The 26,672-nt window shown below is 61.2% G+C and carries 28 protein-coding genes and 1 tRNA gene; 19 read left to right on the forward strand and 10 right to left on the reverse strand.

Going from position 1 to position 26,672, the window contains the following annotated elements:
• The first annotated feature begins 29 nt into the window (after positions 1 to 29).
• Genes RGCCGE502_RS00835 through RGCCGE502_RS00845 form a run of 3 tightly spaced genes read left to right on the forward strand, consistent with a single transcriptional unit; the run spans position 30 to position 3,746 of the window.
• Positions 30 to 944 (forward strand): carbohydrate ABC transporter permease, encoded by a 915-nt coding sequence (locus RGCCGE502_RS00835; protein WP_016552266.1) that lies wholly within the window; start codon positions 30 to 32, stop codon positions 942 to 944.
• Positions 944 to 1,807 carry a carbohydrate ABC transporter permease gene (locus RGCCGE502_RS00840; RefSeq protein WP_016552267.1) on the forward strand — a complete coding sequence of 288 codons (864 nt, stop codon included), beginning with the start codon at positions 944 to 946 and terminating at the stop codon, positions 1,805 to 1,807. Before RGCCGE502_RS00835 ends, RGCCGE502_RS00840 begins: the two co-directional genes overlap by 1 nt.
• 25 nt (positions 1,808 to 1,832) lie before the next feature.
• Positions 1,833 to 3,746 carry a glycoside hydrolase family 127 protein gene (locus RGCCGE502_RS00845; protein ID WP_016552268.1) on the forward strand — a complete coding sequence of 638 codons (1,914 nt, stop codon included), beginning with the start codon at positions 1,833 to 1,835 and terminating at the stop codon, positions 3,744 to 3,746.
• Positions 3,747 to 3,774: 28 nt separating this feature from the next.
• Here the strand turns inward: RGCCGE502_RS00845 and RGCCGE502_RS00850 are convergent, their stop codons facing one another.
• Positions 3,775 to 4,515 (reverse strand): type 1 glutamine amidotransferase, encoded by a 741-nt coding sequence (locus RGCCGE502_RS00850; protein ID WP_016552269.1) that lies wholly within the window; start codon positions 4,513 to 4,515, stop codon positions 3,775 to 3,777.
• A gap of 119 nt (positions 4,516 to 4,634) precedes the next feature.
• Here RGCCGE502_RS00850 and RGCCGE502_RS00855 point away from each other — a divergent pair, with 119 nt between their 5' ends.
• Positions 4,635 to 4,931, forward strand: a complete 297-nt coding sequence (locus tag RGCCGE502_RS00855; protein ID WP_007529041.1) for an Rdx family protein — start codon at positions 4,635 to 4,637, stop codon at positions 4,929 to 4,931.
• Positions 4,932 to 4,957: 26 nt separating this feature from the next.
• Here the strand turns inward: RGCCGE502_RS00855 and RGCCGE502_RS00860 are convergent, their stop codons facing one another.
• Positions 4,958 to 5,389, reverse strand: coding sequence for a BA14K family protein (locus tag RGCCGE502_RS00860; RefSeq protein WP_040673859.1), 432 nt, complete (start codon positions 5,387 to 5,389; stop codon positions 4,958 to 4,960).
• Between the two features lie 175 nt (positions 5,390 to 5,564).
• Between RGCCGE502_RS00860 and RGCCGE502_RS00865 the strand changes: the two genes are divergently transcribed.
• A tRNA-Leu gene (locus RGCCGE502_RS00865) sits at positions 5,565 to 5,651 on the forward strand.
• 64 nt (positions 5,652 to 5,715) lie between these two features.
• Here the strand turns inward: RGCCGE502_RS00865 and RGCCGE502_RS00870 are convergent.
• The gene (locus tag RGCCGE502_RS00870; RefSeq protein WP_016552271.1) at positions 5,716 to 6,351 is read right to left on the reverse strand and encodes an NrsF family protein; all 636 of its coding nucleotides are present in this window, start codon (positions 6,349 to 6,351) and stop codon (positions 5,716 to 5,718) included.
• Entirely contained in the window at positions 6,338 to 6,904 is a 567-nt protein-coding gene (locus RGCCGE502_RS00875) for a sigma-70 family RNA polymerase sigma factor (protein WP_016552272.1), read from the reverse strand. The genes RGCCGE502_RS00870 and RGCCGE502_RS00875 overlap by 14 nt, the downstream gene beginning before the upstream one ends.
• A 228-nt stretch (positions 6,905 to 7,132) precedes the next feature.
• On the opposite strand from RGCCGE502_RS00875, the gene RGCCGE502_RS00880 reads away from it, so the two are divergent.
• The 5 genes from RGCCGE502_RS00880 (at position 7,133) to RGCCGE502_RS00900 (ending at position 9,914) form a co-directional block, all read left to right on the forward strand.
• Positions 7,133 to 7,402, forward strand: coding sequence for a BufA1 family periplasmic bufferin-type metallophore (locus tag RGCCGE502_RS00880; RefSeq protein WP_016552273.1), 270 nt, complete (start codon positions 7,133 to 7,135; stop codon positions 7,400 to 7,402).
• Positions 7,403 to 7,443: 41 nt separating this feature from the next.
• Complete coding sequence (locus RGCCGE502_RS00885; RefSeq protein WP_016552274.1) at positions 7,444 to 7,728, forward strand: BufA1 family periplasmic bufferin-type metallophore; 285 nt, start codon at positions 7,444 to 7,446, stop codon at positions 7,726 to 7,728.
• 66 nt (positions 7,729 to 7,794) lie between these two features.
• Complete coding sequence (gene bufB, locus RGCCGE502_RS00890) at positions 7,795 to 8,649, forward strand: MNIO family bufferin maturase (protein WP_016552275.1); 855 nt, start codon at positions 7,795 to 7,797, stop codon at positions 8,647 to 8,649.
• A 10-nt stretch (positions 8,650 to 8,659) separates the two neighbouring features.
• Positions 8,660 to 9,418, forward strand: a complete 759-nt coding sequence (locus tag RGCCGE502_RS00895) for an HvfC/BufC N-terminal domain-containing protein (RefSeq protein ID WP_016552276.1) — start codon at positions 8,660 to 8,662, stop codon at positions 9,416 to 9,418.
• Between the two features lie 16 nt (positions 9,419 to 9,434).
• Positions 9,435 to 9,914: a DoxX family protein gene (locus RGCCGE502_RS00900; protein ID WP_016552277.1), complete on the forward strand. Its 480-nt coding sequence runs from the start codon at positions 9,435 to 9,437 to the stop codon at positions 9,912 to 9,914.
• 2 nt (positions 9,915 to 9,916) lie between these two features.
• Here the strand turns inward: RGCCGE502_RS00900 and RGCCGE502_RS00905 are convergent, their stop codons facing one another.
• A complete protein-coding gene (locus RGCCGE502_RS00905; RefSeq protein WP_040673861.1) occupies positions 9,917 to 10,249 on the reverse strand; it encodes a hypothetical protein in 333 nt (110 codons plus the stop codon).
• A 336-nt stretch (positions 10,250 to 10,585) separates the two neighbouring features.
• Here RGCCGE502_RS00905 and purU point away from each other — a divergent pair, with 336 nt between their 5' ends.
• The 8 genes from purU to RGCCGE502_RS00945 all read left to right on the forward strand — a co-directional run bounded on the left by purU (position 10,586) and on the right by RGCCGE502_RS00945 (position 21,276).
• Positions 10,586 to 11,470: a formyltetrahydrofolate deformylase gene (purU, locus tag RGCCGE502_RS00910; protein ID WP_016552279.1), complete on the forward strand. Its 885-nt coding sequence runs from the start codon at positions 10,586 to 10,588 to the stop codon at positions 11,468 to 11,470.
• A gap of 108 nt (positions 11,471 to 11,578) precedes the next feature.
• Positions 11,579 to 14,506 (forward strand): aminotransferase, encoded by a 2,928-nt coding sequence (locus RGCCGE502_RS00915; RefSeq protein ID WP_016552280.1) that lies wholly within the window; start codon positions 11,579 to 11,581, stop codon positions 14,504 to 14,506.
• A 516-nt stretch (positions 14,507 to 15,022) separates the two neighbouring features.
• Positions 15,023 to 15,217, forward strand: a complete 195-nt coding sequence (locus RGCCGE502_RS00920) for a hypothetical protein (protein ID WP_016552281.1) — start codon at positions 15,023 to 15,025, stop codon at positions 15,215 to 15,217.
• Between the two features lie 120 nt (positions 15,218 to 15,337).
• Positions 15,338 to 16,345: a P1 family peptidase gene (locus tag RGCCGE502_RS00925; protein WP_019279595.1), complete on the forward strand. Its 1,008-nt coding sequence runs from the start codon at positions 15,338 to 15,340 to the stop codon at positions 16,343 to 16,345.
• Positions 16,346 to 16,457: 112 nt separating this feature from the next.
• Complete coding sequence (locus tag RGCCGE502_RS00930) at positions 16,458 to 17,987, forward strand: ABC transporter substrate-binding protein (RefSeq protein ID WP_016552283.1); 1,530 nt, start codon at positions 16,458 to 16,460, stop codon at positions 17,985 to 17,987.
• Between the two features lie 47 nt (positions 17,988 to 18,034).
• Positions 18,035 to 18,982 (forward strand): ABC transporter permease, encoded by a 948-nt coding sequence (locus tag RGCCGE502_RS00935; protein WP_016552284.1) that lies wholly within the window; start codon positions 18,035 to 18,037, stop codon positions 18,980 to 18,982.
• A 1-nt stretch (position 18,983) separates the two neighbouring features.
• Positions 18,984 to 19,850: an ABC transporter permease gene (locus RGCCGE502_RS00940; protein WP_040673854.1), complete on the forward strand. Its 867-nt coding sequence runs from the start codon at positions 18,984 to 18,986 to the stop codon at positions 19,848 to 19,850.
• A gap of 34 nt (positions 19,851 to 19,884) precedes the next feature.
• Complete coding sequence (locus RGCCGE502_RS00945; protein ID WP_016552286.1) at positions 19,885 to 21,276, forward strand: amidase; 1,392 nt, start codon at positions 19,885 to 19,887, stop codon at positions 21,274 to 21,276.
• Here the strand turns inward: RGCCGE502_RS00945 and RGCCGE502_RS00950 are convergent.
• The 3 genes from RGCCGE502_RS00950 to RGCCGE502_RS00960 form a co-directional block, all read right to left on the reverse strand.
• Complete coding sequence (locus RGCCGE502_RS00950; protein WP_016552287.1) at positions 21,269 to 22,126, reverse strand: C40 family peptidase; 858 nt, start codon at positions 22,124 to 22,126, stop codon at positions 21,269 to 21,271. The genes RGCCGE502_RS00945 and RGCCGE502_RS00950 overlap by 8 nt on opposite strands.
• Positions 22,127 to 22,136: 10 nt before the next feature.
• Entirely contained in the window at positions 22,137 to 22,487 is a 351-nt protein-coding gene (locus RGCCGE502_RS00955; RefSeq protein WP_016552288.1) for a MarR family transcriptional regulator, read from the reverse strand.
• Positions 22,488 to 22,604: 117 nt separating this feature from the next.
• Positions 22,605 to 23,993 carry a leucyl aminopeptidase family protein gene (locus RGCCGE502_RS00960; RefSeq protein WP_016552289.1) on the reverse strand — a complete coding sequence of 463 codons (1,389 nt, stop codon included), beginning with the start codon at positions 23,991 to 23,993 and terminating at the stop codon, positions 22,605 to 22,607.
• Positions 23,994 to 24,135: 142 nt separating this feature from the next.
• On the opposite strand from RGCCGE502_RS00960, the gene RGCCGE502_RS00965 reads away from it, so the two are divergent.
• Positions 24,136 to 24,963 (forward strand): tetratricopeptide repeat protein, encoded by an 828-nt coding sequence (locus RGCCGE502_RS00965; protein ID WP_016552290.1) that lies wholly within the window; start codon positions 24,136 to 24,138, stop codon positions 24,961 to 24,963.
• A 2-nt stretch (positions 24,964 to 24,965) separates the two neighbouring features.
• Here RGCCGE502_RS00965 and RGCCGE502_RS00970 read toward each other — a convergent pair whose 3' ends face one another.
• Together RGCCGE502_RS00970 and RGCCGE502_RS00975 are read right to left on the reverse strand one after the other, a co-directional pair.
• Complete coding sequence (locus tag RGCCGE502_RS00970) at positions 24,966 to 25,598, reverse strand: LysE family translocator (RefSeq protein WP_016552291.1); 633 nt, start codon at positions 25,596 to 25,598, stop codon at positions 24,966 to 24,968.
• A gap of 84 nt (positions 25,599 to 25,682) precedes the next feature.
• On the reverse strand, positions 25,683 to 26,666 hold the full coding sequence (locus tag RGCCGE502_RS00975; protein WP_016552292.1) for a type II secretion system F family protein: 984 nt from the start codon (positions 26,664 to 26,666) through the stop codon (positions 25,683 to 25,685).
• Positions 26,667 to 26,672 lie beyond the last annotated feature (6 nt).

Consider the following 26,672-nt stretch of genomic DNA (forward strand, 5'->3'; position numbering starts at 1 on the left):
TTTTACTAGGAATGATGCGGAGTGTTTCGATGACCGTGACGGGTCGAAAGCAGACAGCATGCGTGCGCAAACGTGCCCAACGACCGGAATGGGCGGGCCTCCTTTATATCGCTCCGGCGATGCTTTTGGTGATGGTGTTCTTCGTGCTGCCGGTGGGCTTCACCGCCTGGATGAGCCTTCACAACTGGCCGCTGATGGGGGCCCAGCGCTGGATCGGCTTCAACAACTACTTCCGCATGTTCAATGACGGCCGCTTCGTCGCGGCGCTGAACTTCACCGCCTATTACACGGTCATCGTGACCATCCTGATATTCGCGGTGGCCTTTCCGCTTGCCCTGTTCGTCGAACGGCAGCGTGCCCTCGTCAGCACCTATCGCACCGTCATCTTTCTGCCGGTCGTCGTCGGCCTGGCGTCGGCATCGCTGCTGTGGGTGTGGCTCGCCAACGTCGACAGCGGTTTCATCGGACCCGCCCTGAAGGCACTCGGACTGGTCGAGAAGAGCCCCAATCTGCTTGCCACCTTCGACAGCGCGTTCCTGACGATCTGCGTCATGGTCGTGTGGAAGATAGCCGGCTTTACAATGATCATCCTGCTGACGGGGCTGCAGGCGATTCCGGCCGATCTGACCGAGGCGGCCGTCGTTGATGGCGCCAACTGGTGGCAGCGCTTCCGCTTTCTGACGCTGCCCCTGATGCGCCGCACGATCGCGCTTGCGCTGATCATTTCTGTGACCGGCTCGATCCTCGCCTTCGATCAGTTCTACATCATGACCTCGGGTGGACCGCAAAACCGAATGATCTCCGTCGTCTACTACATTTTCAACCAGTCGTTCGTGTCCTTCAATCTCGGGTACGGTGCGGCCCTGTCGATTGCGCTTCTGGCCATCCTCGTCGTCATCAGTGTTGTGCAGCTTTGGCTGCTGCGTGTCGGGGAGGAGCGCTGATGAGCCTCGTCACTGGTCGCAAGCGAAGCCGTATCATCCGTGGGCAGGCTGCCTATCACGGCACCGGTATCGCCATCGCCATCTTCTTTCTCGCTCCGTTTGTTATCACCCTGCTCGCCTCGCTCCGGCATGGCACGGAGGCGCGGTTGCCGCCGCTGCCGCCATGGCCGACAAACGGTATCAGCTTCGATTCCTATCGCTCGCTGAACAGTTTCGGTGCCGGCATCTGGCAGCACACCCTCAATTCGCTCATCGTATCGGTTGCGACAGTGGTGCTGACCGTGGTCATCAGCCTGCTCGCCGGCTACGGCTTCTCGCGCTATCGTTTCCCGATGAAGAACGTCTTCTTCATCCTGATCATCGCGACGCTGATGATCCCGTTCCAGTCGATCCTGACGCCGCTCTTCATCATCCTCGCCAAGCTCGGACTCAACAATTCGCTGTTCGGCCTGACGCTCGTCTACGTGACGCTGCAGCTGCCGTTCTCGGTGTTCATGATGCGCAACGCCTTCGACGCGGTGCCGAAGGAGATCGAGGAAGCAGCGCGTATCGACGGCGCCCATGACCTGAAGCTGCTCGTGCTCGTGCTGCTGCCGCTTGTCCTGCCGGGTGTCGCGACCGTGGCGATCTTCGCCTTTCTCAATGCCTGGAACGAATTCCTGGCCGCGCTCGTGCTGCTTTCCAGCAACGAGAAGTACACGCTGCCCGTCCTGATGATGGCGGTGCGCGCCGGCCGTCTGGGCGCGATCAACTGGGGCGCGGTGCAGGCGGGTGTCGCCGTCATGACCATCCCTTGCCTCATCGTTTTCCTGCTTCTGCAACGCTACTACATGCGCGGGCTGATGGCCGGCGCTGTGAAATGACCTCCGAAGAAAGATGGATCAAGCCATGAACAAGTTGAAAAGAGATCGCCAGTTTCGTCCGCTTCCCGTACCTGATGTCGATGTGCATGGCCTGTTCGGAGAGCGCCAGGATGCGATCTGCGATAGCACCGCCGAAACGCTGCTCGATCGCTGCGTCGAAGCCGGCATGCTGCAGGCGATCGACGTTACCAAGCCGAGCCCCGGCGTTGTCATCCCGATCGGGCCCTGGGGCGGCTCAACGCAGATGTTCTGGGACAGTGACCTCGGCAAGTCGATCGAGACGGTTGCCTATTCGCTCTATCGCCGCGGCAATCCTGCGTTGGAAGCTCGCGTCGATGCCATCGTCGATATGTACGAGAAGCTGCAGGATAAGGATGGCTATGTGAATGCCTGGTTCCAGCGGATTCAGCCGAACCGCCGCTGGACCAACCTGCGCGACCATCATGAACTTTATTGCGCCGGGCATCTGATGGAAGGCGCGGTTGCCTACTACCAGGCCACCGGCAAGCGCAAGCTGCTCGATATCATGTGCCGCTTTGCCGACTACATGATTACCGTCTTCGGCCACGGCCCAGGCAAGATGCCGGGTTATTGCGGCCACGAGGAGATCGAGCTGGCGCTGGTCAAGCTTGCCCGGGTGACCGGTGAGAAGAAGTACCTGGACCTTGCCAAGTTCTTCGTCGACGAGCGCGGAACGGAGCCGCACTTCTTCACCGACGAGGCGATCCGCGATGGCCGCAGCGCAGCCGACTTTCACCAGAAGACCTATGAGTACGGCCAGGCGCACGAGCCGGTTCGCGAGCAGAATAAGGTCGTCGGCCACGCCGTTCGCGCCATGTACCTCTATTCTGGAATGGCCGACATCGCGACCGAGTATAACGATGACAGTCTGACCGGCGCTCTCGAAACCCTCTGGGACGACCTGACCACCAAGCAGATGTATGTCACCGGCGGCATCGGCCCGGCGGCGGCCAACGAAGGCTTCACCGACTATTATGATCTGCCGAACGAAAGCGCCTATGCCGAGACCTGCGCTTCCGTCGGCCTGGTCTTCTGGGCAAATCGCATGCTCGGCCGCGGCCCGAACCGTCGCTATGCCGATATCATGGAGCAGGCGCTCTACAACGGTGCGATGGCCGGCCTCTCGCTCGACGGCAAGACGTTCTTCTACGAAAACCCGCTGGAAAGCGCCGGCAAGCACCACCGCTGGATTTGGCACCATTGCCCCTGCTGCCCGCCGAACATCGCCCGCCTGCTCGCCTCGATCGGTTCCTATATGTATGGGGTCGCCGACGACGAGATTGCCATCCATCTCTACGGAGAAGGCAAGGCGCGGTTCAAGATTGCCGGCTCGGATGTCGAACTGACGCAGAAGACCCGCTACCCCTGGCACGGTGCAGTTCATTTCGACATCAAGACAAGCACGCCGGCCCGCTTCGCGGTTTCGCTGCGCATCCCTGAATGGGCGAATGGCGCAACGCTCGCCGTCAACGGTGAGCCGATCGAACTCGGCTCAGTCGACGTTGATGGTTACGCCCGCATCGAACGCGAGTGGCGCAATGGCGACAAGATCGACTTGAACATCCCGCTGGAAGCGCGCGCTCTTTGGGCAAACCCGCTGGTTCGCCAGGACGCCGGGCGCGCTGCCCTGATGCGCGGTCCGCTCGTCTATTGCGTCGAGGCAACGGACAACGGGGCAGGCCTGAATGGCATCCGGCTTGGCGAGGATCTCTCGGCAAACACGGCGGAGATCGCCGAGCTTGGTGGTGCGGTCGCCCTCGATGTCCCGGTGACCAAGAATGAGTCGGATTGGGGTGCGACACTTTATCGGACCAAGCCGCCGGCAACCGGGAAGGGGACGGCACGCTTTGTGCCCTATCATCTGTGGGACAACCGCGCGCCCGGCGAAATGCTCGTTTGGATTCGTTCTGCCAAGTAGCGCCACAGGTTCACTATAAGTCGCCGGCTTACCTGCCGGCGACGGCTTCGGGCTGTGACCGCACCTGTGCTCTGATCATGCTGACCCAGTTGCGCCCGATGGCAAGGCCGCTTGCATCGGATTCGCTCGCGTGGGCGGCGGCAAGCGCCGCATAGCGTTCATGCCAGCTTGGCTCCATCTGTTCGATTGAAGTCGCAAATTCGACTTTCCAGCTGTCGATGACGGATGCGCTGGCCTCGAAATGGAACTGCGTGCCATAGGCCGCCCGTCCCACGCGAAACACCTGATTCTCCGCTAGTCTGCTGACGGCAAGACGGGTCGCGCTAGCCGGTAGCGTGAAGGTGTCGCTGTGCCACTGAAACGTTGTGAAGTCCTCTGCAAGCCCGGAAAGCAGCGGGTCGATCCGGCCCTCCTCGGACTTGCTGACCGTGTGCCAGCCGAATTCCAGCCTGGCATTCAGCAGATTTTCGGCACCGTAGGCGCGCGCCAGGATCTGTGCGCCAAGGCAGATGCCGAGCACCGCTTTATCGGCCTCGGCAAACTCGCGCATCAATTGCGCAAGCGCCGGCAGGTAGGGGTAGTTCGCGTCGTCGATCGCGTTCTGTTCGCCACCGAGCACCACCAGCGCATCATAATGGGCACAATCGGCAGGCAACGTACCGTCGATCCAGGGGTAGAAATGCTGGATTTCGGCATTGGCTTCCGCCAGCGCTAGGCCCAGCGAGCCAAGCGGCGTGCTTTTCATGTTCTCGACGACGGCGACCCGCATCAGCATCTCCTCTACGACCTTCGAGACCGAGAGGAACACCAGCCGCTTCGCGATTGCAATATGGATTGCGCCACGCCCACGCAGTTCTTAAATCGGGATGAACAAAAGGAAGCCCCGACATGAGCGACAAGAAAGCCCGCGTGACGATCCTCTATTGCACCCAGTGCAACTGGCTACTGCGCGCCGGCTGGATGGCGCAGGAGCTTCTCCAGACCTTTGCCGACAGTCTTGGCGAGGTGGCGCTGATTCCCGGCACCGGTGGCAATTTTGAGATACGTGTCGACGGCGACTTGATCTGGGAGCGCAAGCGTGACGGCGGCTTTCCCGGTCCTAAGGAGTTAAAACAGCGCGTGCGTGACATCATTGAACCCGGCCGCGATCTCGGCCACGTCGACCGGGCCTCGCTGGAAAGCTGAGGCAGGATCGAAAACCGGTTCCGCCGCTAGTCATAGGGTGAATTGCAGGTCTTGTAGAAGCCTTCATAGGTTACGAAGCGATCGGTCTTCGGATTGTAGGTTCGGTACTGTGTCCTGCACCAATCCACATGGAATTGCCTGTCTTGGGTCTTCGGCTGGACCGTACGAACAGGTGGCGGCGGATTGTAGTACAGTGGCCCGCGTCCCTGTGCGCCCGGTCGATAGTATGTCGGGCCAGCCGCCGTCGGCGGTCGGAAGTTTGGCTGCACATAGGACGGTCGGAACGATTGCACCGGGCCGAAGGTAAAGCAGCCGCGCGCGTCGCACATGGTCGACCCCACGCGGATCACGTCCGATTCGTCGGCATGCGGCGATAATCCGGTGAGCGGCATCGCAAGCGCGGCGCAGGGCAGCAGGGAGAAGAGCGCGATCAGGTAGAGATTGTGGAGGCCAGGCATCGGATCATCCTTTCTTGCTTCCATATAGGGCGTCTTGCGCCGATCGCTATCGCGCTGCCTCAGATTGGGCCGCTGCCATCATACACCGACATCAACGACTTTTTTGCTGCCTGTCAGGAAAACTTCAAAAACGCTGTTGACAGCAAGAGGCCACCCCCGTACATGGCTCTCCGTCGCCCAGATGGCGGAATTGGTAGACGCGCCAGCTTCAGGTGCTGGTACCCGAAAGGGTGTGGAGGTTCGAGTCCTCTTCTGGGCACCATTCCCTAAGAAATGCAATGGGAAAGCCGATATCCACGGCTTCCCGTTTCTTCTCCGAAAACACATTACCAGCGCAGATAACGACGCCCGATCAGGCTGCCGATGGCAGTCACGGCTGCGATCGCGATCGTGTACCAGGTGGCCACGAAAAGCGGACTGTCGTCGGGGCAATGCCAGGCGTAGAGCGCCGCTGCAATCCCGCCCGCCGCAAGACCGGCAGCGCCTCCCGCCAATGATGGGCGCTGCGGTGCGCCGTTCCTCAAGGCCAGCATGAAACCTACCAAAGGCGCGAGCGACAGCAGCGGAATGAACATCAGGCAGAAGGGAGCATTGTTGCCGATCAGGTTTGCTTCCCATGCATCCGATGGGATCACGCGCATCTCCGTGACCACTGCGACGATCAGCAGGGCAAGCGGCAGAAACAGCGCTGCGACGCTTGCCCTGACGGAAACCCCAGGACGCCCGATGCGGAACACGACCATGCACGCTGTCACCGCAAGCACGACGGTGAAACCGATCTTGAAGAGCACGCGCGCGGTCTCGAAGATACTCCACATGTCGTGACGGATACCGATCGTTGTCAGCAGAATGGCACCTGAGACGACGACGCCGACAACAAGCGCCAGGGCGAGGATGTGCCCTAGCCGGGCACGGACCGCTGCGTCTTCGGCCAACAGGTTGATCAGGTCATTCGTCTTCACGTGTTTCACTCCGATAGAGGGCCGCCAAAGACTTCAACGCGCGATGAAGTGCGACGCGCACGGCCCCTTCACTCATTTTAAGCCTTTCGGCTGTTTCACGCACACCGGCACCTTCCAGCGAAATCGAACGGACGATGTCGCGCTGGGGATCGCGCAGCCGTTCCAGCAGATGGCTGGCGTCAAGTCGATCCATCGCATCCGCCTGCTCTTCGGCCTCCAGCGTCTCTATCACGTCTTCCACCGGCACATTCACATGTCGTCCGCGCCGGCGGAGGCTGTCGATCAGCTTGTTGCGCACGATGGCCGACAGCCAGGGGCCGATCGGGCGCGACGGATCCCAGGAGCTGCGCTTCAGGTGGACCGCAAGCAGCACCTCCTGGACCACGTCTTCGGCCTCACTCGCCGGGGCGCCCAGCTGATCACACCGCCTGCGGGCCATGGCGCGTAGATGCGGCGTGACGGCGGCGAGAAAGCGGTGATAGGCCTGTGTGTCGCCTTTGAGAGCGCCACGCATCCACCCTGCCCATTCCTCTTCACGCGTCGAATACCTCATCCGCATTATCCTCTACGGACCGCCACACGTTTTTGTTACCGACATTGGAGCCGATTTTTCGATCCGGCCGGAAGGCTTTGCTGCGCAAGCGTTTTCTCTCGCAATCGAGGACGCGGCAAGATGGGGCCGCACAAAAAATCACGACCACTGCTGTAACAACTCACCGGATGCTTCCGTAGACCCCAGTGCAAGCCAATCACGGCTTGTCCTTTAAACGGAGACGGAACCATGAAAAACAGCATCGCTACCCTGGCTCTCGCGGGCTCGCTTGCTTCCGCGCTTGCAACGATCGCGGCGCCGGCGGCCTCTGCCGCCGATGCCAAGGAAAAATGCTACGGCGTCGCAATGAAAGGCCAGAACGACTGCGCCGCCGGCAAGCATGATTGTGCCGGCAAGTCGACCGTGAGCTACGACAAGGCTTCCTTCAAGCTCGTCCCCACCGGCACCTGCACCTCGATGAAGACGCCGAAGGGTCACGGCTCGTTGATGCCGGCCTGATTGCCTACCGACATCAGTAGTTTCAAGGACCGGAGATCATCATGTCCAACGCTTCAGCAACCGTCTTTGCCGCTTCCGTGGCGACTGCTTTGTCCCTGCTGGGCACCGTGCAGGTTTCTGCGGCCGATACCTCGAAAGAGAAGTGCTATGGCATCGCTCTCAAGGGACAAAACGACTGCGCTGCCGGGCCTGGCACGACATGCGCCGGCACATCCAAGGTCGACTATCAGCAAAACTCCTGGAAACTCGTTCCGGCGGGCACCTGCGTTTCGATGAAGACGCCGAACGGCCACGGCTCGCTGATGCAAGGCCCGGCTCCGGCCTGATTGGTCGAGCAGTTACCGGCAGCGGCACGACGATCGTGTCGCTGTCCCCGACGTTGGAGATCAGCCATGAAACCGTCCGAACTGCCACGCCGCGCAGGTGTTGGCTTCAAGCCGGAGCATTTCGCAAACATCAACGCCACCGGCCAGCCGATCGGCTTTTTCGAAGTGCATGCCGAGAATTACATGGGAGCGGGCGGTCCACCGCACGCGCAGTTGAGTCGATTGAGGGAAGATTACGCCCTGTCGGTCCATGGCGTCGGCCTGTCGATCGGATCGATGCAGCCGCTCGACCGGGAGCATCTCGCACGACTGAAGGTTGTCTGCGACCGCTATGAGCCCGAGAGCTTCTCCGAACATCTCGCCTGGTCGACGCATGACAGCGTATTTCTGAACGACCTGTTACCGTTGCCCTACACCGAAGCGACGCTGGCGCGCGTTGTCGAGCACATCGACGAAGTGCAGAGCATGCTGAAACGGCAGATGCTGCTCGAAAACCCCGCGACCTACCTCTTGTTCGAGGAGAGCACGATCGAGGAGACGGCGTTCTTGAGTGAAATCGTGCGCCGTACCGGCTGTGGCCTGCTCCTCGATGTCAACAACGTCTTCGTTGCGTCCACCAACCACCACATGGATCCTCGCAACTATCTGGCCCGCTTCCCGATCAATCATGTGCGCGAAATCCATTTGAGCGGCCATTCGGAAACGATTGACGATCTCGGCGCGCCGCTACTGATCGATTCGCACGATACGCCGGTCAAGGATCCTGTCTGGGCGCTTTACGAGGAACTCATTGCCCGAACAGGGCCGATCGCAAGCCTTGTGGAATGGGACAACGACGTTCCCGATTGGCCCGTGCTGCAGGCCGAGGCCGAGGCTGCCGACGCCATCTTGCGCCGCGCCGCCGATGCCCAAGCCGCATAGGGGGTGAGCGATGTCCCTCCCAACACAGGCAAATTTCGCGCATGCCTTGATCATCCGCGAGGCAGAGATCCCGTCTGGTCTGGCAGCGTGGAACGCTGCGCCGCCCGAGAGGCGGTTCAACGTCTATCGCAACAACATGACGGTTGGATTGACCGGGGTGCTGGCTTCGCGCTTTCCGATTGCGGAAAAGATCGTTGGCGAAGATTTCTTTGCGGCGATGGTATCGGAATTCATTCGCCACCACCCGCCGACTTCGCCGCTGTTATTGTCTTATGGGGATGACTTCCCGGAGTTCGTGGCGTCGTTCGAACCGGCAAAAGACCTCGCCTATCTGCCGGATGTCATTCGCCTCGAACGCGCGCGCAGTCGCGCCTATCACGCTGCCGACGCTGCGCCACTGGATCTGGCCGTCCTTGCCAAGACCGCTCCGGAGAAGCTAGCAGGCCTCGTCTTCGAGCGGCATCCGGCCATGTCGGTTCTGCGGTCGGCCCATCCCATCGTGACGATCTGGGCGATGAACGTTGGCGAGATCGAGCTCGCGCCAATTGTCGATTGGCGGGACGAAGACGCCATGATCACCCGCGCTCATATGAGCGTTGAGGTTCACCGCCTGCTGCCCGGTGGCGCCGTATTTTTGGAGGCGCTGTCAACCGGCATGCCGCTTTCCGGCGCGGTCGGGACTGCCGTCGCCGAGGCTCCGACCTTCGACCTTTCCGCCAATCTCGCGTGCGCCCTGAGAGCCGGCGCATTCCGTTCCGTTCGCGATTGATGTCTGGAGACGCACCATGCACAATGACATGACGATGCCCCGAGGGCTTACGCCGCAGCACAGGCTCTATGGAGCATTGCGGCTGCTCGATCGAATTCCGCATGACTTGATCGCCCTGATTTCTCGTCTGTCGATCGGCGCCGTGTTCTGGCAGTCCGGCCAGACGAAGTTGGATGGCTGGCACGTGACCGACAACGCGGTCTATCTGTTCGAGACCGAATACAAGCTGCCGTTCGTCGACCCCTGGATCGCCGCCCATCTGGCAGCCTTTGCGGAACACTTCTTTCCGTTCTTGCTGGTGATCGGACTGGCAAGTCGGCTTTCCGCCCTTGCCCTGCTCGGCATGACATTGGTGATCGAATTGTTCGTCTATCCGGATGCCTGGCCGACGCATGGCACCTGGGCGGTATGCTTCCTAGTGATCATTGCCGGTGGACCGGGGCGGATTTCGATTGACCACCTGATAGCGCGCCATTTTGGCAACAACGCGCGATAGGCTCACCGGACCGGCTGGTAGTGTCCGCGCAGCGGCACCTGCGTGCCGACGCTTTCGACGCCGTCGCGATCGCAGACATAGACCAGGGTAGGCAGGCCGCCGGTCCGGAAAATCTTGTTATAGGAACGACGGAGCGGACGCGTTTCCGTCCGGCAATTGTATTGTTCCTCGTCCTTCGGGTCCGGTTGGGCCTTGACGCCGGGCAGGTTTGCAAAGGGATAGTCCGATTGGACGGGAGCCTCACCGGCGCGCCGCCAATCTGCAGCAAAGCTCGAGCCCGGCGCCAAGGTTGCGCCGACTGCCAAGGCGATCAACAACGCTCTCGCGAACCACATCTTGCCGGATCCAGATTCATTTCCTTCATCGATGTAGGCGCGGACACCGCGTGCATCAAGCGAGGGGCTCATTCTGCCGCCCGTCATCTCGAAAACGTGACCCCGTTCGGCCGTAGCGCTGCCACGGCGGGGATACGCGTCTTGACGGCGCAAGCGGAACGGAATTTCGTGCTGTCTGCCGTAAGTTGGTCGCGACGGGGAGACACGAAAGAGCCTGCAAGCTTCTGACAGTCTCTCATGCAGATAGTTGCATGAATGAAGGCGCGGTACTCTATCCGTGACTTTTGCTTTGATCTAAGCAGGCCGCCGATAGGCGCCGCGAGAAGGACGGAACAGATGACGAGCTATGTATTGACGGTGACGTGCAAGTCGACGCGCGGGATCGTGGCGGCTATCGCCAACTACCTGGCGGATCAGGGTTGCAACATTATCGACTCGTCGCAGTTCGACGACCTCGATACCGGAAAATTCTTCACCCGCGTCAGCTTTATTTCCGAAGAAGGGGTCGGGCTTGCGGCGCTCAAGGAGGGGTTCAAGCCTGTCGCCGAGAAATTCGACATGGAGACGGAAATCCATGACGGCGACAGCCGTATGAAGGTGCTCCTGATGGTGTCGCGCTTCGGCCACTGTTTGAACGACCTGCTCTACCGCTGGAAGATCGGCGCGCTACCGATTGAGATCGTCGGCGTGGTCTCCAATCATTTCGACTATCAGAAGGTCGTGGTGAACCACGATATCCCCTTCCACCACATCAAGGTGACGAAGGAAAACAAGCCACAGGCGGAGGCTCAGCTCCTTGATCTCGTCGATCAGACCGGCACCGAACTGATCGTGCTCGCCCGCTACATGCAGGTTCTTTCCGATGCCATGTGCCGCAAGATGTCCGGCAGGATCATCAACATCCATCACTCGTTCCTGCCGAGCTTCAAGGGTGCCAACCCCTACAAGCAGGCCTATGAGCGTGGCGTGAAGCTGATTGGCGCCACGGCGCATTATGTCACTGCCGACCTCGACGAAGGTCCGATCATCGAGCAGGATACGGCCCGCATCACCCACGCTCAGAGTGCCGACGACTACGTCTCCATCGGCCGCGACGTCGAGAGCCAGGTGCTGGCCCGCGCTATTCATGCCCATATCCATCGTCGCGTCTTCCTGAACGGCAACCGCACCATCGTATTCCCTGCAAGCCCGGGCAGTTACGCCTCCGAGCGCATGGGCTGACAGCCACGAGGGATTCGCCGTCGACGACGGCGATCTCCTCGCTTGCCGGTGGCAAGGATTCGATTATCTGCTTAGTCTGCAAAATCGAATCATGCCGCGGGGGATGCCATGACTGACGAGACGCTTGCCTATCGCGCGACGTTGCCACGCCCAGACGTGACCGCCGCGGAAGCCGGCGACCTTCTTCAGTCGCGATATGGCCTATCGGGAACACTCACCGAACTCGGCAGCCAGCAGGATCGCAATTATTGCCTGGATACCGGCGAGCGGCGCTATGTCCTGAAGATTTGCCACGTCACCTACGAGACCCTGGAGCTCGAAGCCCAGAATGCGGCCATCCATCACATCAGTTCGAAAGAGGGGGCGCCGCGCGTTCCGCATGTAATCCCCTCGACCGATGGACAGGACATCGTCGCAGTTACCGTCCGCGACCAGACCTATCAGGTTCGGCTGTTGGAGTATCTCGAGGGCGAGGGGCTGACGCATCGCAAGCACTTACCGAAGGAGTCGGTTGCGGCACTTGGGGCGCTTTGCGCCCGTCTGGCGCAATCGCTCGCCGATTTCACGCATCCAGGCCTCGATCGCAGCCTGCAATGGGATCTGCGCCGTGCGGGTCCCGTCGCCGTCCAGCTGCTATCGGCGATCACCGACAGCGCCGCGCGCGATCGCATCGCCAAGACAATGGTATCGGCCGTGCGGCGAATCCAGCCGTTGGCGCCGTCTTTGCGGTTGCAGGCCGTGCACCATGATGTGACAGGCGACAATGTCGTCAGCCATCGCGACAGCCGGGGGCGGCTGGTACCCGACGGTGTCATCGATTTCGGTGATATCATCCGCGGCTGGCTGATCGGGGATCTGGCCGTGACCTGTGCCTCGCTGCTGCATCAGGCGGATGGCGACCCGCTCTACGTTCTTCCGGCGGTGAAGGCATATCACGAGGTCTATCCGCTGACCGAGGAGGAGCTTCGCGCGCTCTGGCCGCTGGTCGTCGCCCGCGCGGTCATTCTCGTCGCCAGCGGCGAGCAGCAGATCTCGATCGACCCGGAGAACGACTATGTTCGCGGCAATCTCGAGTTGGAGCGCCGCATTTTCGATACGGCGGTCTCCGTTCCCTACGAACTGATGGAGATTGCCGTCCTGAAGGCGGTTGGTATGGGTACGGCCGTGCTGTCGACGGAGGGCTGGCGTCCACTCCTTCCTGATATCGATCCGGCGACAATTTCCTTCGTCGATCTCGGCGTTTCGAGCCCGCATTTCGCCGTGGGCAACTGGTCGCAAGCCGACATGGATTGGCGCCTGCTTGCCCGCGCTGCCGCCGAGACCGGGACGTCGGCAACGCGCTATGGCGAGTACCGGTTGTCGCGTTCCAAGCTTCACAGCGCCACGTCGCCGGCGACTCACACATTGCATTCCGACATTTGCCTTGCTGGCGGTACCACGGTTGCCGCCCCCTTCGCCGGGAAGGTCAGCTGGAAAAACCACCATTTCGTTCTGGCAGGCGAGGGCATCAGCCTTCATCTCGACGGTATAGAGCCCTCGATTGAAGATGAGGCGGACGTGGAACCAGGGCAGCCCCTCGGTGCGATCTCCGGCGAAAGCGGATCTCTCGGCGGGCTGCGGGTACAGCTCTCCACTCTCGTGGGCGCCGAGCCGCCGCTGTTTTGCGCTCCTCGGGAGGCGGCTGCCTGGTCCGAATTATGCCCGTCGCCGGCAGCACTTCTCGGAACCGGCGTCGATGCGCCGAAGCCGGCGTCCACGGAATTACTCGCTCTCCGCCAAGCTCATCTCGCCAAGCCGCAGAAGCACTACTATGAGGCGCCACCGCAAATGGAGCGCGGGTGGAACGAGCATATGTTCGATGTCGAGGGGCGAGCCTACCTCGACATGCTCAACAACGTCACGATTCTTGGTCACGGCCACCCGCGCCTGGCCGAGGCGATCAGCGAACAATGGTTGCGGCTGAACACCAATTCGCGCTTCCACTATGCCGCCATTGCGGAATTTTCCGAGCGCCTGGCTTCTCTTGCCCCCGAAGGGTTGGACGCAGTCTTTCTCGTCAACAGTGGATCGGAGGCCAACGATCTGGCGCTCCGACTGGCTTGGGCGCATACCGGATCCAGGCATGTGCTGAGCCTGCTCGAGGCCTATCACGGCTGGTCGGTTGCAAGCGACGCCGTATCCACGTCGATCGCCGATAATCCGCAGGCCCTGACGACGCGGCCCGACTGGGTCCATGCCGTTCTGTCGCCAAATACTTATCGGGGTATGTTCCGCGGTTCTGAATCAGCCACCGGGTATTTGGAAGCGGTCATTGAGGCCCTCGAGGGCATCGACACCAAGGGCGAGGGATTGGCGGGCTTCATCGCCGAGCCGGTCTATGGAAATGCTGGGGGCATATCGCTGCCGGACGGTTACCTCTCCGCGGTTTACGGGCAGGTTCGAGCTCGCGGCGGCGTCTGCATCGCCGACGAAGTACAGGTGGGGTATGGACGGCTTGGCCACCATTTCTGGGGCTTTGAGCAGCAGGGTGTCGTGCCCGACATCATCACCATTGCCAAGGGCATGGGGGACGGGCATCCGCTCGGTGCCGTCATCACCACCAGGGCCATCGCCGGTGCGCTGGAGAAGGAAGGCTATTTCTTCTCGTCGGCTGGCGGCAGTCCGGTCAGTTGCGTCGCAGGCATGACCGTGCTGGATATCATGGCCGACGAAAAGCTGCAGCAGAACGCACGTGACGTCGGCGATTACCTCAAGGGTCGCCTTGTGGCGCTGATCGAAACCTATCCGCTCGTTGGCGCCGTGCATGGCATGGGGCTCTATCTTGGACTGGAACTGGTTCGCGACAGAACGACGCTGGAGCCGGCGACGGAAGAGACCGCGGCGATCTGCGATCGGCTCCTCGATCTCGGCGTCCTGATGCAGCCGACCGGCGATCACCTGAACGTGTTGAAGATCAAACCACCGCTTTGCCTGACGCCAGAAAGCGCCGATTTCTTCGTCGACATGCTGGAAAAGGTACTTTCGGAAGGCTGGTAGATGGCGGTCGCCTCGTTAACCATTTCGGTCATTTCAAGGCTTACGGTTTTTTAACCAAAGGCCCATTGCCGGAATCAGTGATGCTTCCTATGTCTGCTCCGTGATCGAAAGAGAGCGTCAGGCTGTCACGCGAATTGCACAAAGACTTGATAGGGTTCTTGCAGTCAATTCGAGTATGATGGAATGAAATTTTCCGAATGGTCGATTTTTTGACACGTTTCGGAATATGTTTCTGACAGACTGCGAGATATAGTCTACAGAATAGATAGATTATAGCGCAGTCATCGCCGGGTCCCACCAACGGGGCCTCAAGCAAGCGCAACGCCAACGAAAGGAACGAGACATGACTGACATCAATACTCTCGCCGATTTCCTTGGGCGATTTGTGCTTGGCAATGACCGTCCGGGCGCCCTCTCCCGCCCGAACTGTCGAATGTGACCTTCGTCCACCTCTAACGGAATCAGACAAGTCAATTCGCCATCGCCAGCGCATACCGCGCGGCAGGAGTTCTACGCATGAAAAAAGAAGTAATCGAATACGCCGGCGTTCCCGTCGGGATCGTCATCCCGGATGAGAACCGGTTGAAGTTCATCGCAGTCAAGTACCACGTTCACGACCTGGACGAGCAGCATTTCAGCTCGCCGGCGGAGGTGAAGCTTGCGATCCATGATCTGATGACCCGACGTGACCCGAAGCCCATCCATGCCTGAGCGCATGAGACACGGCCGAACCAGCCCTGACAGATTTGAGACCGGTCTTGCCCAAGGTGAGGCCGGTCTTGTGTTTTGACCGCTATTGCGATCCTATCGCGCGCTCCTGTTCAAACGAGGATGGCGCGCTTGCTCAATCTGATCACCGACATTGAAGGCGTTTCCGTCGGGCACGCGACCGACCTGAAGCTCGGCTCGGGCGTGACCGCCATCGTGTTCGACGAACCGGCCACTGCATCCGGCGTGGTATTAGGCGGCGCCCCCGGCGGTCGTGACACGAGCCTTCTCGATCCCTCGATGACGGTCGGCGCGGTGGATGCCTTCGTGCTTTCGGGCGGCTCGGCCTTTGGGCTGGATGCAGGAGGCGGTGTACAGGCTGGGCTCCGCGAGGTCGGTCGCGGCTTTCCGGTCGGCGATGTGAAGGTGCCAATCGTTCCCCAGGCAATTCTCATGGATCTGCTGAACGGTGGCGATAAGGACTGGGGTCTGCAGTCGCCCTATCGCGACATGGGCTACCAAGCCTTCAAGGCGTCGGCGAAAGGGCACTTTGCCCTCGGGACTGTCGGCGCGGGCGCGGGAGCGACGACCGCGACGTTCAAAGGGGGACTCGGCTCGGCCAGCGCGGAGACCGGCACCGGATTAAAGATCGCAGCGATCGTCGCCGTGAACGCACTCGGTTCGGCGACGGTGGGCGAGGGGCCACACTTCTGGTCGGCGCCGTTCGAACTGAACGGAGAATTTGGCGGTCTCGGCTTGCCCTCACCGATCTCTGAAGCCGACACCCGCATGCGGCTGAAGGGCGTGAGCATCACGGCAACAACAATCGGCGCCATTGTCACCGATGCCGAGTTGAGCAAGCAAGAGGCACACCGCTTGGCGATCATGGCGCATGACGGCTTTGCGCGCGCTCTGCTGCCGGCTCACCTGCCGCTTGATGGCGACACCGTTTTTGCTGCTTCCACAAGCAAAAAACCACGGCCGGACCTTCCCGCCTTTCTGGAACTCTGCCATTTCGCGACGATCGTGATGGCGCGCGCCATCGCGCGTGGCGTTTACGAGGCCACCGCACTTCCGGTTGCCGGCGCGCAGCAGGCTTGGCGAGACCGCTACCCGGATCGCACGAGATAGCCTAAAGAGTAGGCTACGCCGAGAACACACGCTCGCCATTGTGTGGACTCCGACAGTGACACCTTAGCAAAAAAAGGCCATCGCCGTTGCGGCGGCCAGACAAGGGAACAGAATGACGAAGGTTTCGCTCGTGCCGTCGGCGCAGCTGGTTAGGCGACTTTATTTTGGCGCCGCCGTGTCGGCCGGCCTGGCTGTGCTGGGGCTTACCCCAGCGGAGGCCGCCAAGACCACTCTGACCCTCGGCATGGCTGTCGAACCGACTGGTCTCGACCCGACGATCGCAGCGCCGGTCGCGATCGGCCAGGTCACCTGGCAGAACGTTTTTGAAGGCCTGGTGGCAATTGACGAGTCCGGCAAGATCCAGCCCCAGCTCGCCAAGAGCTGGGAGGTTTCCCCCGATGGTCTCACCTATACGTTCAAGCTGCAGAGTGGCGTTAAATTCCACGACGGCGAGGCTTTCGATTCGGTAGCAGCCAAATTTGCGCTCGACCGCGCCCGCGGCGCTGACTCGATAAATCCGCAAAAACGCTTCTTCGCCTCGATCGCATCCATCGATACGCCCGACCCGGAAACGCTTGTCCTGCATCTCTCGGCGCCTACGGGTAGTCTCCTCTATTGGCTCGGTTGGCCAGCCTCAGTGATGGTCGGCCCGAAGTCTGCCGCAGCGGACAAGACGACGCCCGTCGGGACCGGCCCGTTCAAGTTCGTGAACTGGGCGAAGGGCGACAAGGTCGAACTCGAGAAGAACGCCGATTATTGGAACAAGGAGGTCGCGGTAAAGCTCGACAAGGTGACCTTCCGCTTCATTGCCGACCCGCAGGCGCAAGCCGCCGCGTTGAAGGCGGGCGATGTCGATGCCATTCCTGAGTTCGCGGCGCCCGAGCTGATGAGTTCGTTCGACGGCGATGCAAGGCTTGCGACCAAGATCGGCAACACCGAGCTGAAGGTCGTGGCTGGCATGAACAACGCCAGGAAGCCCTTCGACGACAAGCGCGTGCGCCAGGCGCTGATGATGGCAATCGATCGGAAGACCGTCGTTGACGGGGCTTGGTCCGGACTCGGCACACCGATCGGCAGCCATTACACGCCGAACGACCCGGGCTACGTCGATCTTACCGGTGTCCTGCCTTACGACCCTGAGAAGGCCAAGGCGCTGCTTGCAGAAGCAGGCTACCCCCATGGTTTCACCTTCACGATCAAGTCGCCACAAATGGCTTACGCGCCACGAAGTGCTGAGGTCATGCAGGCAATGCTCGCGGACATCGGCGTGACGATGAACATCGAGCCCACCGAATTCCCGGCCAAGTGGGTGCAGGATGTCATGAAGGACCGCGCCTATGAGATGACGATCGTCGCCCACGCCGAACCGCTCGACATCGACATCTACGCCCGTGATCCGTACTACTTCAACTACAAGAATCCGGCTTTCAACGATCTGATGAAGAGGGTGCAGGAGACCTCGGATCCCGCTGCACAAGCGAAGATCTACGGCGAGGCTCAGAAGATTCTGGCCGATGATGTGCCGGCGCTCTATCTTTTCGTCATGCCGAAGCTCGGCGTCTGGGACAAGAAGCTGAAGGGCCTCTGGGAGAACGAGCCCATTCCCTCGAACGTCCTGACTGGCGTTTCCTGGGAAGACTGATTGCGGATGAATGACATGGCGAGGCGGCGAACAGAACCGGACCTGACATGATAACGCTTTTGTCGCGTCGCCTCGTTGGTCTGATCGTCACGCTTGCTATCGTTTCCCTCCTCATATTCGTCGTGATGGACCTGCTGCCGGGCGATCCCGCCTCCATTATGCTCGGAACGTCGGCCTCGCCGGAAACGCTCGCGACTCTTCGGCACGAGCTCGGCCTCGATCAGCCGCTCCTGTGGCGCTATGGCGAGTGGCTCGCCGGCGTATTCCGGGGCAATCTCGGCCAATCCTATACCTATGGTGTCCCGGTTGCTGGCCTGATCCTCGAGAGGTTGGCGGTTACGCTACCTCTTGCGCTGATGGCAATCGCGCTCTCCATTGCCATCGCCATCCCTTTGGGCGCTCTTGCGGCAGCGCATCGAGGCGGCGTGCCGGACGCCGTGGCTTCGATCTTCTCGCAGCTTGGCATCGCGCTTCCGGGATTCTGGGTGGCGCTGTTGCTGATCATGCTTTTTTCCACTGCGCTTGGCTGGATGCCGGCCGGAGGCTTCCCGGGATGGAGTTCCAGTATCTGGCCCGCCCTCAAGGCGCTCGTGATGCCCGCAATAGCACTTGCCTTGCCGCAAGCCGCCGTCCTGACCCGCGTCACGCGTTCTGCCGTCCTGGAAACCCTGCATGAGGATTTCACTCGAACGGCGCTTGCCAAGGGACTGTCGAAGCCTCGGATCCTGTGGCGCCACGCAGTGCCGAACGCGCTCGTTCCTGTTTTGACGATCCTCGGCCTGCAGTTCACTTTCCTGGTCGCTGGTGCCGTTCTCGTCGAAAACGTCTTCAACCTTCCGGGCCTCGGCCGGCTTGCCTATCAGGCGCTGTCGCAACGCGACATCATCGTCATGCAGGATGTCGTTCTGTTCTTTGCGGGGCTCGTTATCGTCATGAATTTCATCGTCGATCTCTCGTATCTTGCGATCGACCCGCGCTTGCGGAAAGGCATTTGACATGGCGCCGCTCGTATCAAGTCAGACGGTCGTTCAGCGGCGACGATTCAACATTAGCCGGAGAACGAATTTGGTAATCGGCGGCGGCATCGTTGCCATTCTCGTTGCTGTCGCGCTCCTGTCTTTGCTCTGGACACCGCTGCCGCCAGCGAAGATGCAAATCATTCACAAGCTGCGGCCGCCCTTGACATCAGGTGTTCTCGGCACTGACCACCTTGGCCGGGATGTCCTGTCGATGATGATGGTCGGCTGCTGGAACTCACTTTCGATCGCCATCACCGCTGTGGCAATAGGGGGTACGCTTGGTTCGGTCGTCGGCATTTCGGCCGCCGCCGTGCGCGGAGCCTTCGAAGCTCTGCTGATGCGTGCCTGCGATGTCGTCTTCGCGCTGCCGCCGATCCTCTCGGCGATGATGCTGGGAGCCTTTCTCGGTCCGGGCCGGCTTACCGCCATCATCGCCATTGCAACCTTCATGGTTCCCGTCTTTGCGCGTATCACGCTGGCAACAGCCCTGCAGGCCTGGAGCCGGGACTATGTGCTCGCTGCCCGTGCCATCGGAAATAGCCGCTTCATGATCTCGGTCCGCCACGTGTTGCCGAACATCATGAGCCAGATCATCGTTCAGGTAACGATTCAACTTGGGTTGGCCGTGCTGACCGAAGCCGGTCTCAGTTTTCTCGGTCTCGGCATCGCGCCGCCTGCGCCGACATGGGGTCGCATGCTCGCGGACGCACAGACCTACCTTGGACTTGCGCCGTGGCTGGCGATCCTTCCGGGGCTTGCCATCGCGCTCTGCGTCTTCGGCTTCAACATGTTGGGTGACGGCCTGCGCGACATGCTCGACCCGCGCGAGGCAAACCGCCGTTAGTCTTCGAAACCACATAGTCCCGGATGACAGTGCGATGTCCGAAACCGATTTGACGATCCGCGAATTGAGACAGCGCTTCGCTGCTCGAAGCCTGTCCCCGCTCGAATACTGGCTGGCATTGGAACGGCACATCGAGGCCTGGGAGCCCGCCATTTGTGCCCTTTACGCCTATGATCCAGAAGCGGCGCGCCAGCAGGCGAAAGCGTCCACCGATCGCTGGATGAGGGGTGCGACGCTTGGCGTGCTCGATGGTATTCCGGCGACGCTGAAGGAGCTCATCGCAACCAAGGGACAGCCGGTGCCGCTCGGAACCAGGGCCATGGACTTGGTGCCAGCGGCTGAGGATGCCCCCGCCGCTGCAAGGCTGCGCGAAGACGGCGCGGTGCTGTTTGCGAAGACGACCTGCCCGGACTACGGGATGCTCTCCTCGGGACTTTCGAGCTTCCATCGGTTGAGCCGAAATCCCTGGGATACGTCACAAAATCCCGGAGGTTCGAGCGCTGGCGCATCGGCAGCGGCGGCGGCCGGTTACGGGCCCCTGCATATCGGCACCGATATCGGCGGCTCGGTGCGACTACCGGCCGGTTGGACGGGGACCTTCGGCTTCAAGCCGAGCCACGGCCGTATTCCGGTCGATCCCTTCTACGTTGGCCGCTGCGCGGGACCGATGACGCGGACCGTCGAAGATGCAGCCTATGCAATGGCGACGCTTTCGCGCCCGGATTGGCGGGATGGCACCAGCCTACCGCCGAACGATTTCGACTGGACGGACCTGGATATCGACGTCCGCGGCCTGAGGATCGGGTTGATGCTCGATGCCGGGTGTGGCCTTGCCGTGGACGACGAGGTGGGCGCGGCGGTTGGGGCCGCAGCGCAGAGATTTAAAGATGCAGGTGCGATTGTCATTCCGGTTCAGCCCGTTCTGACGCGGGAGATGCTGGACGGGCTGGACGCCTTCTGGCGTTCCCGCTTCTGGGCCGATATCGAGAGCTTGAGCCCAGAGCGGCGGAGCAAGATCTTGCCCTATATTTACGCCTGGGCGGAAGGCGGCGCCTCGATCAGCGGCGCCGGCGCCATCAGGGGCTTCAATCAGACGATCGAGATGCGCAAGAGTTGCGGCAGTCTGTTCACTGAGGTCGATGCCGTGATTTCGCCAACCAATCCCATCGTCTCCTATCCCGCCGAGTGGGCTTCGCCAACGAACGATCCGGCGCGCCCCTTCGAGCATATCTGCTTCACGGTGCCGTGGAACATGTCCGAGCAGCCTGCCTCGTCGATCAACTGCGGTTTCTCGCGATCGGGCATGCCGGTCGGTCTGCAGATTGTCGGTCCGCGATTCGACGACATGCGTGTCTTGAGGCTGTCGAAGGCTTTCGAGAGCTGGACAGGCGGGGTGAGATCATGGCCGAAGCCACCCGTCAGGTGACTAGACGGCGATAGCCGGTCGGCTGTTCGTATAGCCAGCCGATGCGCTTTACGGCATCCTCGAAGTTTTCGCGGGCAACCGTCATCGTGTGGCCGTTGGCATGAATGATCGTTTCCGGATCTTCCAGAACGGCAACGTGCCCCTTCCAGAAAACGAAGTCCCCGCGCCGTAGTTCGGATCGGTCGATAGGTTCGCCGAGGGTCGCTGATTGCATGTCGGTGTCGCGCTGCGCGCTTCGCCCTGTCATCAGCATCGAAAGCTGCACAAGACCAGAGCAGTCGATGCCAAGTCCGGAGCGGCCGCCCCAGAGATAGGGGGTCTCCAGGAATCGCGTCGCGACGTCCACATAGTCCCCGCCGTCACCAGCCCCGATCGGCTGCACGAGCTTGGCAAAGATTGCCGTCCCGTCTTCAAGCATCGCATAACGGTTGCCGCGCGTTTCGGTTTCCCCGACGATCCGGACCCTGCTGCCCATCGAAAGGATGCTTTTATAGGGTTTGCGCAGCTCGGCCTCGAGATAGAGAAACGTCCGCTGAACCGTGACGATGTGCGTGGGTTCAGCCCGCGCATCCGAAAGGGCGGTTTCGGGGAGATAGCCGACATAGCCGTCCGAGGCGGCCTTGACCCAGCACCAGCCGTCGGCACGGTCGAACACGGTGACGTCCTCGCCGAAGAGCAGTTCTGTATCGATTCCCTTGGCAAGATCAGGCGCGGGCCTCAGTCCGACGACTGGCACGGCCACACGCGCCGGCGTGCCGGCAACGAAGCGCAGGGCTTCCACTCGTCCTTCGAGCCCAGCCTCGGCGAGGTCCGGCCGGTAGGCATGCAGGCGGCGATCAAGCATCGTCATTGTATCCCTTTCACGGCGTCAGGCGACGACCCTGGTCGCGCACGAGATCGCCAAGCTTTTCCAGATAGAGCGCACCTCCGACGGTGCGCTTTATCACCACGTTGCGCCGGTCGCGTTCGTCGCGCACGCGGTCGACCAGACCCATCTCGCCCATCGTGTCTAGTGCGCGGGTTATCACCGGCTTGGTCACATTGAGTGTCGCCGCCAGGCCGCGCACGGTGTGCGGCGGCGGCACCAGATAGATATGCAGCAGGATCGCCATCTGGCGCAACGTCAAATCGCGATTGTCGAGCCTGACCTGATCGAGCGTCACACCATGCCAGAGGCCCAACGCCTGCGAAGCCGTCAGTTCGAGCGGCATGGGTCCTCCGGAAATTCGTTACGCCCGCGTTCCATTCTCCGGCAGCGCATCGCACGACGCAATGGGGCGGCAGATTTTGCCGCCCGTCACGGTGAATAAAATTTTAACGATCGCCGCCTAGCGCACGCTCTGCCGGATGTGATGGTAAAGCGCGCGAATGGCCTGCGCTTCGCCGCCGCCTGGAGAGTGCGGTCGTTCCGAAGGCGCCCAGCCATAGATATCGAAGTGCGCCCAGCTCGTGGTGTTGGAGACGAAGCGCTTGAGGAACAAAGCAGCGGTGATCGCACCGGCCATACCGCCCGCCGGGGCATTGGTGATGTCGGCAAATTTCGCGCGGATGTCCTTTTCGTAGCCGGAATAGAGGGGCAACCGCCACAGCGGGTCGTCGGTCTCAAGGCTTGCCTCGGTCAAATCCTGGGCAAGTTCGGCATCATCGGTAAAGAAGGGCGGCAGGTCGGGACCGAGCGCGACGCGGGCCGCACCCGTCAGCGTCGCCATGTCGATCATGAGGTCGGGCGCATCCTCGTCCGCATAGGCAAGCGCATCCGCGAGGATCAAGCGGCCCTCTGCGTCGGTGTTGTCGATCTGGACGGTCAAGCCCTTGCGGCTCCGGTAGATGTCGCCCGGGCGGAAGGCGTTCGACGAGATCGAATTTTCGACGACCGGGATGATGACGCGGAGATCGACCTTGAGCTTGGCGTCCATGATCATCAGGGCGAGGCCCATGACGTTTGCTGCGCCGCCCATGTCCTTCTTCATCAGCAGCATCGAGGATGCCGGCTTGATGTCGAGACCACCGGTGTCGAAGCACACGCCCTTGCCGACCAGCGTGATCTTGCGATGACCCTTCTTGCCCCACCGCATTTCAAGCAGGCGCGGCGCATCGGCACTGGCGCGACCGACAGTGTGGACCAACGGGAAGTTCTGCCTGAGATCGTCACCGCTGACGACGTTGATCTCCGCCTTGTAGTGGGCGGCCAGACCACGGAATGCCGCTTCCAACTCGTTCGGCCCCATGTCGTTGGTCGGCGTATTGATCAGGTCGCGGGCCAGGAAGACGCCGGCCAGCTGCCGCTTGATATCCGCGCCATCGGCATCCCGCGGGATCATCAGCGTGGGGCCCGCGTTCTTTTCCGATTTGTAGCGGTCGTAGCGATAGCTGCCGAGGCCGAAGCCGAGCGACAGGCGATTGGCCGTCAGCGGCGCCGTTTCGATGTGCCAGTCGCCGGCCGGCAATGTGCGCGCAAGCTTACCGGTGATGTACGGGTGCTCGGAGGGATTGGTGCCGAGCCCGAACAGCGCGCCGCCGAGATGACCGTCTTCCGTCGGAATGAGCAGCAGCGAGCCACTCTCGGCCTTGTAGCCCGCCTTCTTCGCCCAATCGAGTGCGATCGGATCGATCGTGCCGGTTTCGATGTGCGCCGGGGTGACGGCAAAGATCGGCAGGGTTGAGCCGCCCTTGGTGTTGAACGGGGTCGGTCTCTCGATGAACTGATAGGGGGCCATGGGTATCCTTAGGGGCGTCCGGGAATCGCATCTTAACGGTCTGTTAGGGTTAACAGACTATTGCTGGAGTGAAGATTGCGTCAAAACCTTTCCCTGTTCCGTTTTGAGGTCAGACGCCGATTTCGGATCTCAGGGACGCACGATGCCTGCTTCGGCCAATAGTTTTCTCAAAACCCGGATTTTTCAGGGCGTCGCGACCGCGCTCGTCGTGCTGGCGCTGGCCGGCTGCACGACAACCAAGGACCGGATGACGACGGGATCGATACCGACACTCACCAAGCCGGTAGAAACGATGAACGAAGCCGAGCTGCGCGGCTCGACCGAGCGCGTCGGACAGGCCTATGAAAAGAACCCGCGCGATGCCGTCAACGGTGTGAACTACGCGAACCTCCTGCGCATGCAAGGCCGCGACGTCCAGGCTCTTGCTGTCATGCAACAGGTTGCCATTTCCAACCCGACCGATCGTACCGTGCTGGCGGCCTATGGAAAGGCTCAGGCTGCGGCCGGTCAATTGCAGCAGGCGCTTGATACGATTGGCCGCGCGCAGACCCCGGACCGTCCGGACTGGAAGCTGACATCGGCGGAAGGAGCGATCCTCGATCAGCTCGGCCGCCCCACCGAAGCACGTCAGCGCTATCGCGAAGCCCTCGATATCCAACCCGGCGAGGCATCGATCTTGTCCAACCTCGGCATGTCCTATGTGCTGACCGGCGACCTCAGGACAGCGGAGACTTATCTGCGCCAGGCCGCGGGGCAGCCTAGTGCTGATAGCAGGGTCCGCCAGAATCTGGCGCTCGTCGTCGGCCTCCAGGGCCGCTTCCTCGAGGCAGAAAAGATTGCGCGCGGAGAGCTTTCACAAGAACAGGCAGACGCCAATGTCGCCTATCTGCGCTCGATGCTGTCGCAACAAAATTCCTGGCAAAAACTCGCGGCCAAGGACAATAGCAGTTCAGCCACGAGCACCAACTGACGTCAGCGACCGGCAAGTCCCGAGGTTACGAGCTGCACGCCGAGCCCGGCCATGACCGTACCGGCAAGGCGATCGATCCATGTCTTCGCCGCCAGATATAGCCGCCTCGGATGCTTTGCCGAGAATGCGAGCGCCACGACCGCATACCAGCCTGCTTCGACGGCAAAAACGCCAACTGGCAATGCGAAAATCAACCCGAGCGGAACGGTCTTCGGTAGCAAGGCAGCAAAGATGCTTGCATAGACGACGATCGCCTTGGGGTTGCTGAGCTGGGTCAGGAGGGCCGTGGCAAAGCTTCGAGCCAGCGCACGATTGTCGCTTCCTGCATCGCCGATATGGATCGGCTCGCGTGCGCCACGCCAAATTCTAACGGCGATGTAGACCAGATAGGCGCCGCCGGCCACCTTCAGAGCCAGATAGAGCCATTCGAATTGCGCAAGCAGCGCCGTCAGTCCGGCTAGCGCCAAGACACTGAAGGCAACGCCACCAATCCCCATGCCTAGCGCAGCCGCAAGCCCGTCCAGGCGTGAACGCGACATCGCAATCCGTGAAACGAGGACAAAGCTTGGGCCGGGGCTCATCGCCCCGATCGACAGGGCTGCAATAATACTCAGGAAGATGCTTGCGGACGACATCGCTGGCTCCTGCTCGCTCGCGGAGAGATGCCGCTGAACCTAAGCCCAACGCCTCGAGATCGCCAGTCTCGCTGGAATGAAAACTTAGAAACTATCCGCCACCTTGATACCGGCAGGTCCGAGGATGACAGCGACGAGAACCGGCAGGAAGAACAGGATCATCGGCACCGTCAGCTTCGGCGGCAAAGCTGCGGCCTTTTTCTCGGCCTCGTTCATGCGTTCGTCGCGACCTTCCTGCGCAAGGACGCGCAGTGCCTGTGAAATCGGCGTGCCGTAGCGATCCGCCTGTATCAGGGCCTGGGTGACCGACTGCACCAATGGGATCTGCGTGCGCAGGCCGAGGTTCTCAAGCGCAACGCGCCGATCGGGAAGGAAGGAGAGTTCGGCCGTCGTCAAAATCATTTCCTCCGCCAGCGGTGGCGAGGCTTCGCCGAGTTCTTCCGATACACGACGCATGGCTGCCTCGATCGAGATGCCCGACTCGACGCAGATCAGCATCAGGTCGAGCGCGTCCGGCCAAGCGCGCTTGATCGAATGCTGGCGCTTCCCCATCCGATTGGAGATGAAAATGTTCGGAGCATAAAAGCCCGCATAGGCGATCCCCAACGTCACCAGGAAACGCATCATCGTCGGCTTGTCGGCAAGATTGTTGAGGCCGAACACCCAAAAGACTGCGAGGCCGAAGAACAGGAACGGCAGCAGGAAGCGTGCGACGAGGAACATGTTCAGCGCATTCTCCGACCGGAACCCGGCGGCGCGGAGCTTATTCATGGTGTTTTCGTCGACCAGCGCCTCGCGGAGGTTGAACTTCTCCACGATCTGCCGAACCGAATGGTTGTTCTGGTTGCGAAGCGAGGCTTTCCCCGACGAATCGGCATTCATGCGCGCGCGTTCGCGGGCGCGGATCTGCTCGCGCTCGGTCGACACGGCCTTCATGCGCTTGCTGAGGTCGCCGCGCTCGAAAAACGGAACAGCAATCGTGTACAGGCTGGCGAACACTGCGATCGCCACCAGCACTGCGATCAGCATGGAAGGGTCAGTCAGTGTGGTCGCGAGATCAGATGACATCGCCCG

Origin of the sequence: Rhizobium grahamii CCGE 502, from assembly GCF_000298315.2 — a bacterium.
Lineage (GTDB): Bacteria > Pseudomonadota > Alphaproteobacteria > Rhizobiales > Rhizobiaceae > Rhizobium > Rhizobium grahamii.

Coding starts and splice junctions, on each gene's coding strand:
- RGCCGE502_RS00835 (WP_016552266.1), top strand. CDS start 30: ATGACCGTGACGGGTCGAAAGCAGACAGCATGCGTGCGCAAACGTGCC.
- RGCCGE502_RS00840 (WP_016552267.1), top strand. CDS start 944: ATGAGCCTCGTCACTGGTCGCAAGCGAAGCCGTATCATCCGTGGGCAG.
- RGCCGE502_RS00845 (WP_016552268.1), top strand. CDS start 1,833: ATGAACAAGTTGAAAAGAGATCGCCAGTTTCGTCCGCTTCCCGTACCT.
- RGCCGE502_RS00850 (WP_016552269.1), bottom strand. CDS start 4,515: ATGCGGGTCGCCGTCGTCGAGAACATGAAAAGCACGCCGCTTGGCTCG.
- RGCCGE502_RS00855 (WP_007529041.1), top strand. CDS start 4,635: ATGAGCGACAAGAAAGCCCGCGTGACGATCCTCTATTGCACCCAGTGC.
- RGCCGE502_RS00860 (WP_040673859.1), bottom strand. CDS start 5,389: ATGCCTGGCCTCCACAATCTCTACCTGATCGCGCTCTTCTCCCTGCTG.
- RGCCGE502_RS00875 (WP_016552272.1), bottom strand. CDS start 6,904: ATGAGGTATTCGACGCGTGAAGAGGAATGGGCAGGGTGGATGCGTGGC.
- RGCCGE502_RS00880 (WP_016552273.1), top strand. CDS start 7,133: ATGAAAAACAGCATCGCTACCCTGGCTCTCGCGGGCTCGCTTGCTTCC.
- RGCCGE502_RS00885 (WP_016552274.1), top strand. CDS start 7,444: ATGTCCAACGCTTCAGCAACCGTCTTTGCCGCTTCCGTGGCGACTGCT.
- bufB (WP_016552275.1), top strand. CDS start 7,795: ATGAAACCGTCCGAACTGCCACGCCGCGCAGGTGTTGGCTTCAAGCCG.
- RGCCGE502_RS00895 (WP_016552276.1), top strand. CDS start 8,660: ATGTCCCTCCCAACACAGGCAAATTTCGCGCATGCCTTGATCATCCGC.
- RGCCGE502_RS00900 (WP_016552277.1), top strand. CDS start 9,435: ATGCACAATGACATGACGATGCCCCGAGGGCTTACGCCGCAGCACAGG.
- RGCCGE502_RS00905 (WP_040673861.1), bottom strand. CDS start 10,249: ATGTGGTTCGCGAGAGCGTTGTTGATCGCCTTGGCAGTCGGCGCAACC.
- purU (WP_016552279.1), top strand. CDS start 10,586: ATGACGAGCTATGTATTGACGGTGACGTGCAAGTCGACGCGCGGGATC.
- RGCCGE502_RS00915 (WP_016552280.1), top strand. CDS start 11,579: ATGACTGACGAGACGCTTGCCTATCGCGCGACGTTGCCACGCCCAGAC.
- RGCCGE502_RS00920 (WP_016552281.1), top strand. CDS start 15,023: ATGAAAAAAGAAGTAATCGAATACGCCGGCGTTCCCGTCGGGATCGTC.
- RGCCGE502_RS00925 (WP_019279595.1), top strand. CDS start 15,338: ATGGCGCGCTTGCTCAATCTGATCACCGACATTGAAGGCGTTTCCGTC.
- RGCCGE502_RS00930 (WP_016552283.1), top strand. CDS start 16,458: ATGACGAAGGTTTCGCTCGTGCCGTCGGCGCAGCTGGTTAGGCGACTT.
- RGCCGE502_RS00935 (WP_016552284.1), top strand. CDS start 18,035: ATGATAACGCTTTTGTCGCGTCGCCTCGTTGGTCTGATCGTCACGCTT.
- RGCCGE502_RS00940 (WP_040673854.1), top strand. CDS start 18,984: ATGGCGCCGCTCGTATCAAGTCAGACGGTCGTTCAGCGGCGACGATTC.
- RGCCGE502_RS00945 (WP_016552286.1), top strand. CDS start 19,885: ATGTCCGAAACCGATTTGACGATCCGCGAATTGAGACAGCGCTTCGCT.
- RGCCGE502_RS00950 (WP_016552287.1), bottom strand. CDS start 22,126: ATGACGATGCTTGATCGCCGCCTGCATGCCTACCGGCCGGACCTCGCC.
- RGCCGE502_RS00955 (WP_016552288.1), bottom strand. CDS start 22,487: ATGCCGCTCGAACTGACGGCTTCGCAGGCGTTGGGCCTCTGGCATGGT.
- RGCCGE502_RS00960 (WP_016552289.1), bottom strand. CDS start 23,993: ATGGCCCCCTATCAGTTCATCGAGAGACCGACCCCGTTCAACACCAAG.
- RGCCGE502_RS00965 (WP_016552290.1), top strand. CDS start 24,136: ATGCCTGCTTCGGCCAATAGTTTTCTCAAAACCCGGATTTTTCAGGGC.
- RGCCGE502_RS00970 (WP_016552291.1), bottom strand. CDS start 25,598: ATGTCGTCCGCAAGCATCTTCCTGAGTATTATTGCAGCCCTGTCGATC.
- RGCCGE502_RS00975 (WP_016552292.1), bottom strand. CDS start 26,666: ATGTCATCTGATCTCGCGACCACACTGACTGACCCTTCCATGCTGATC.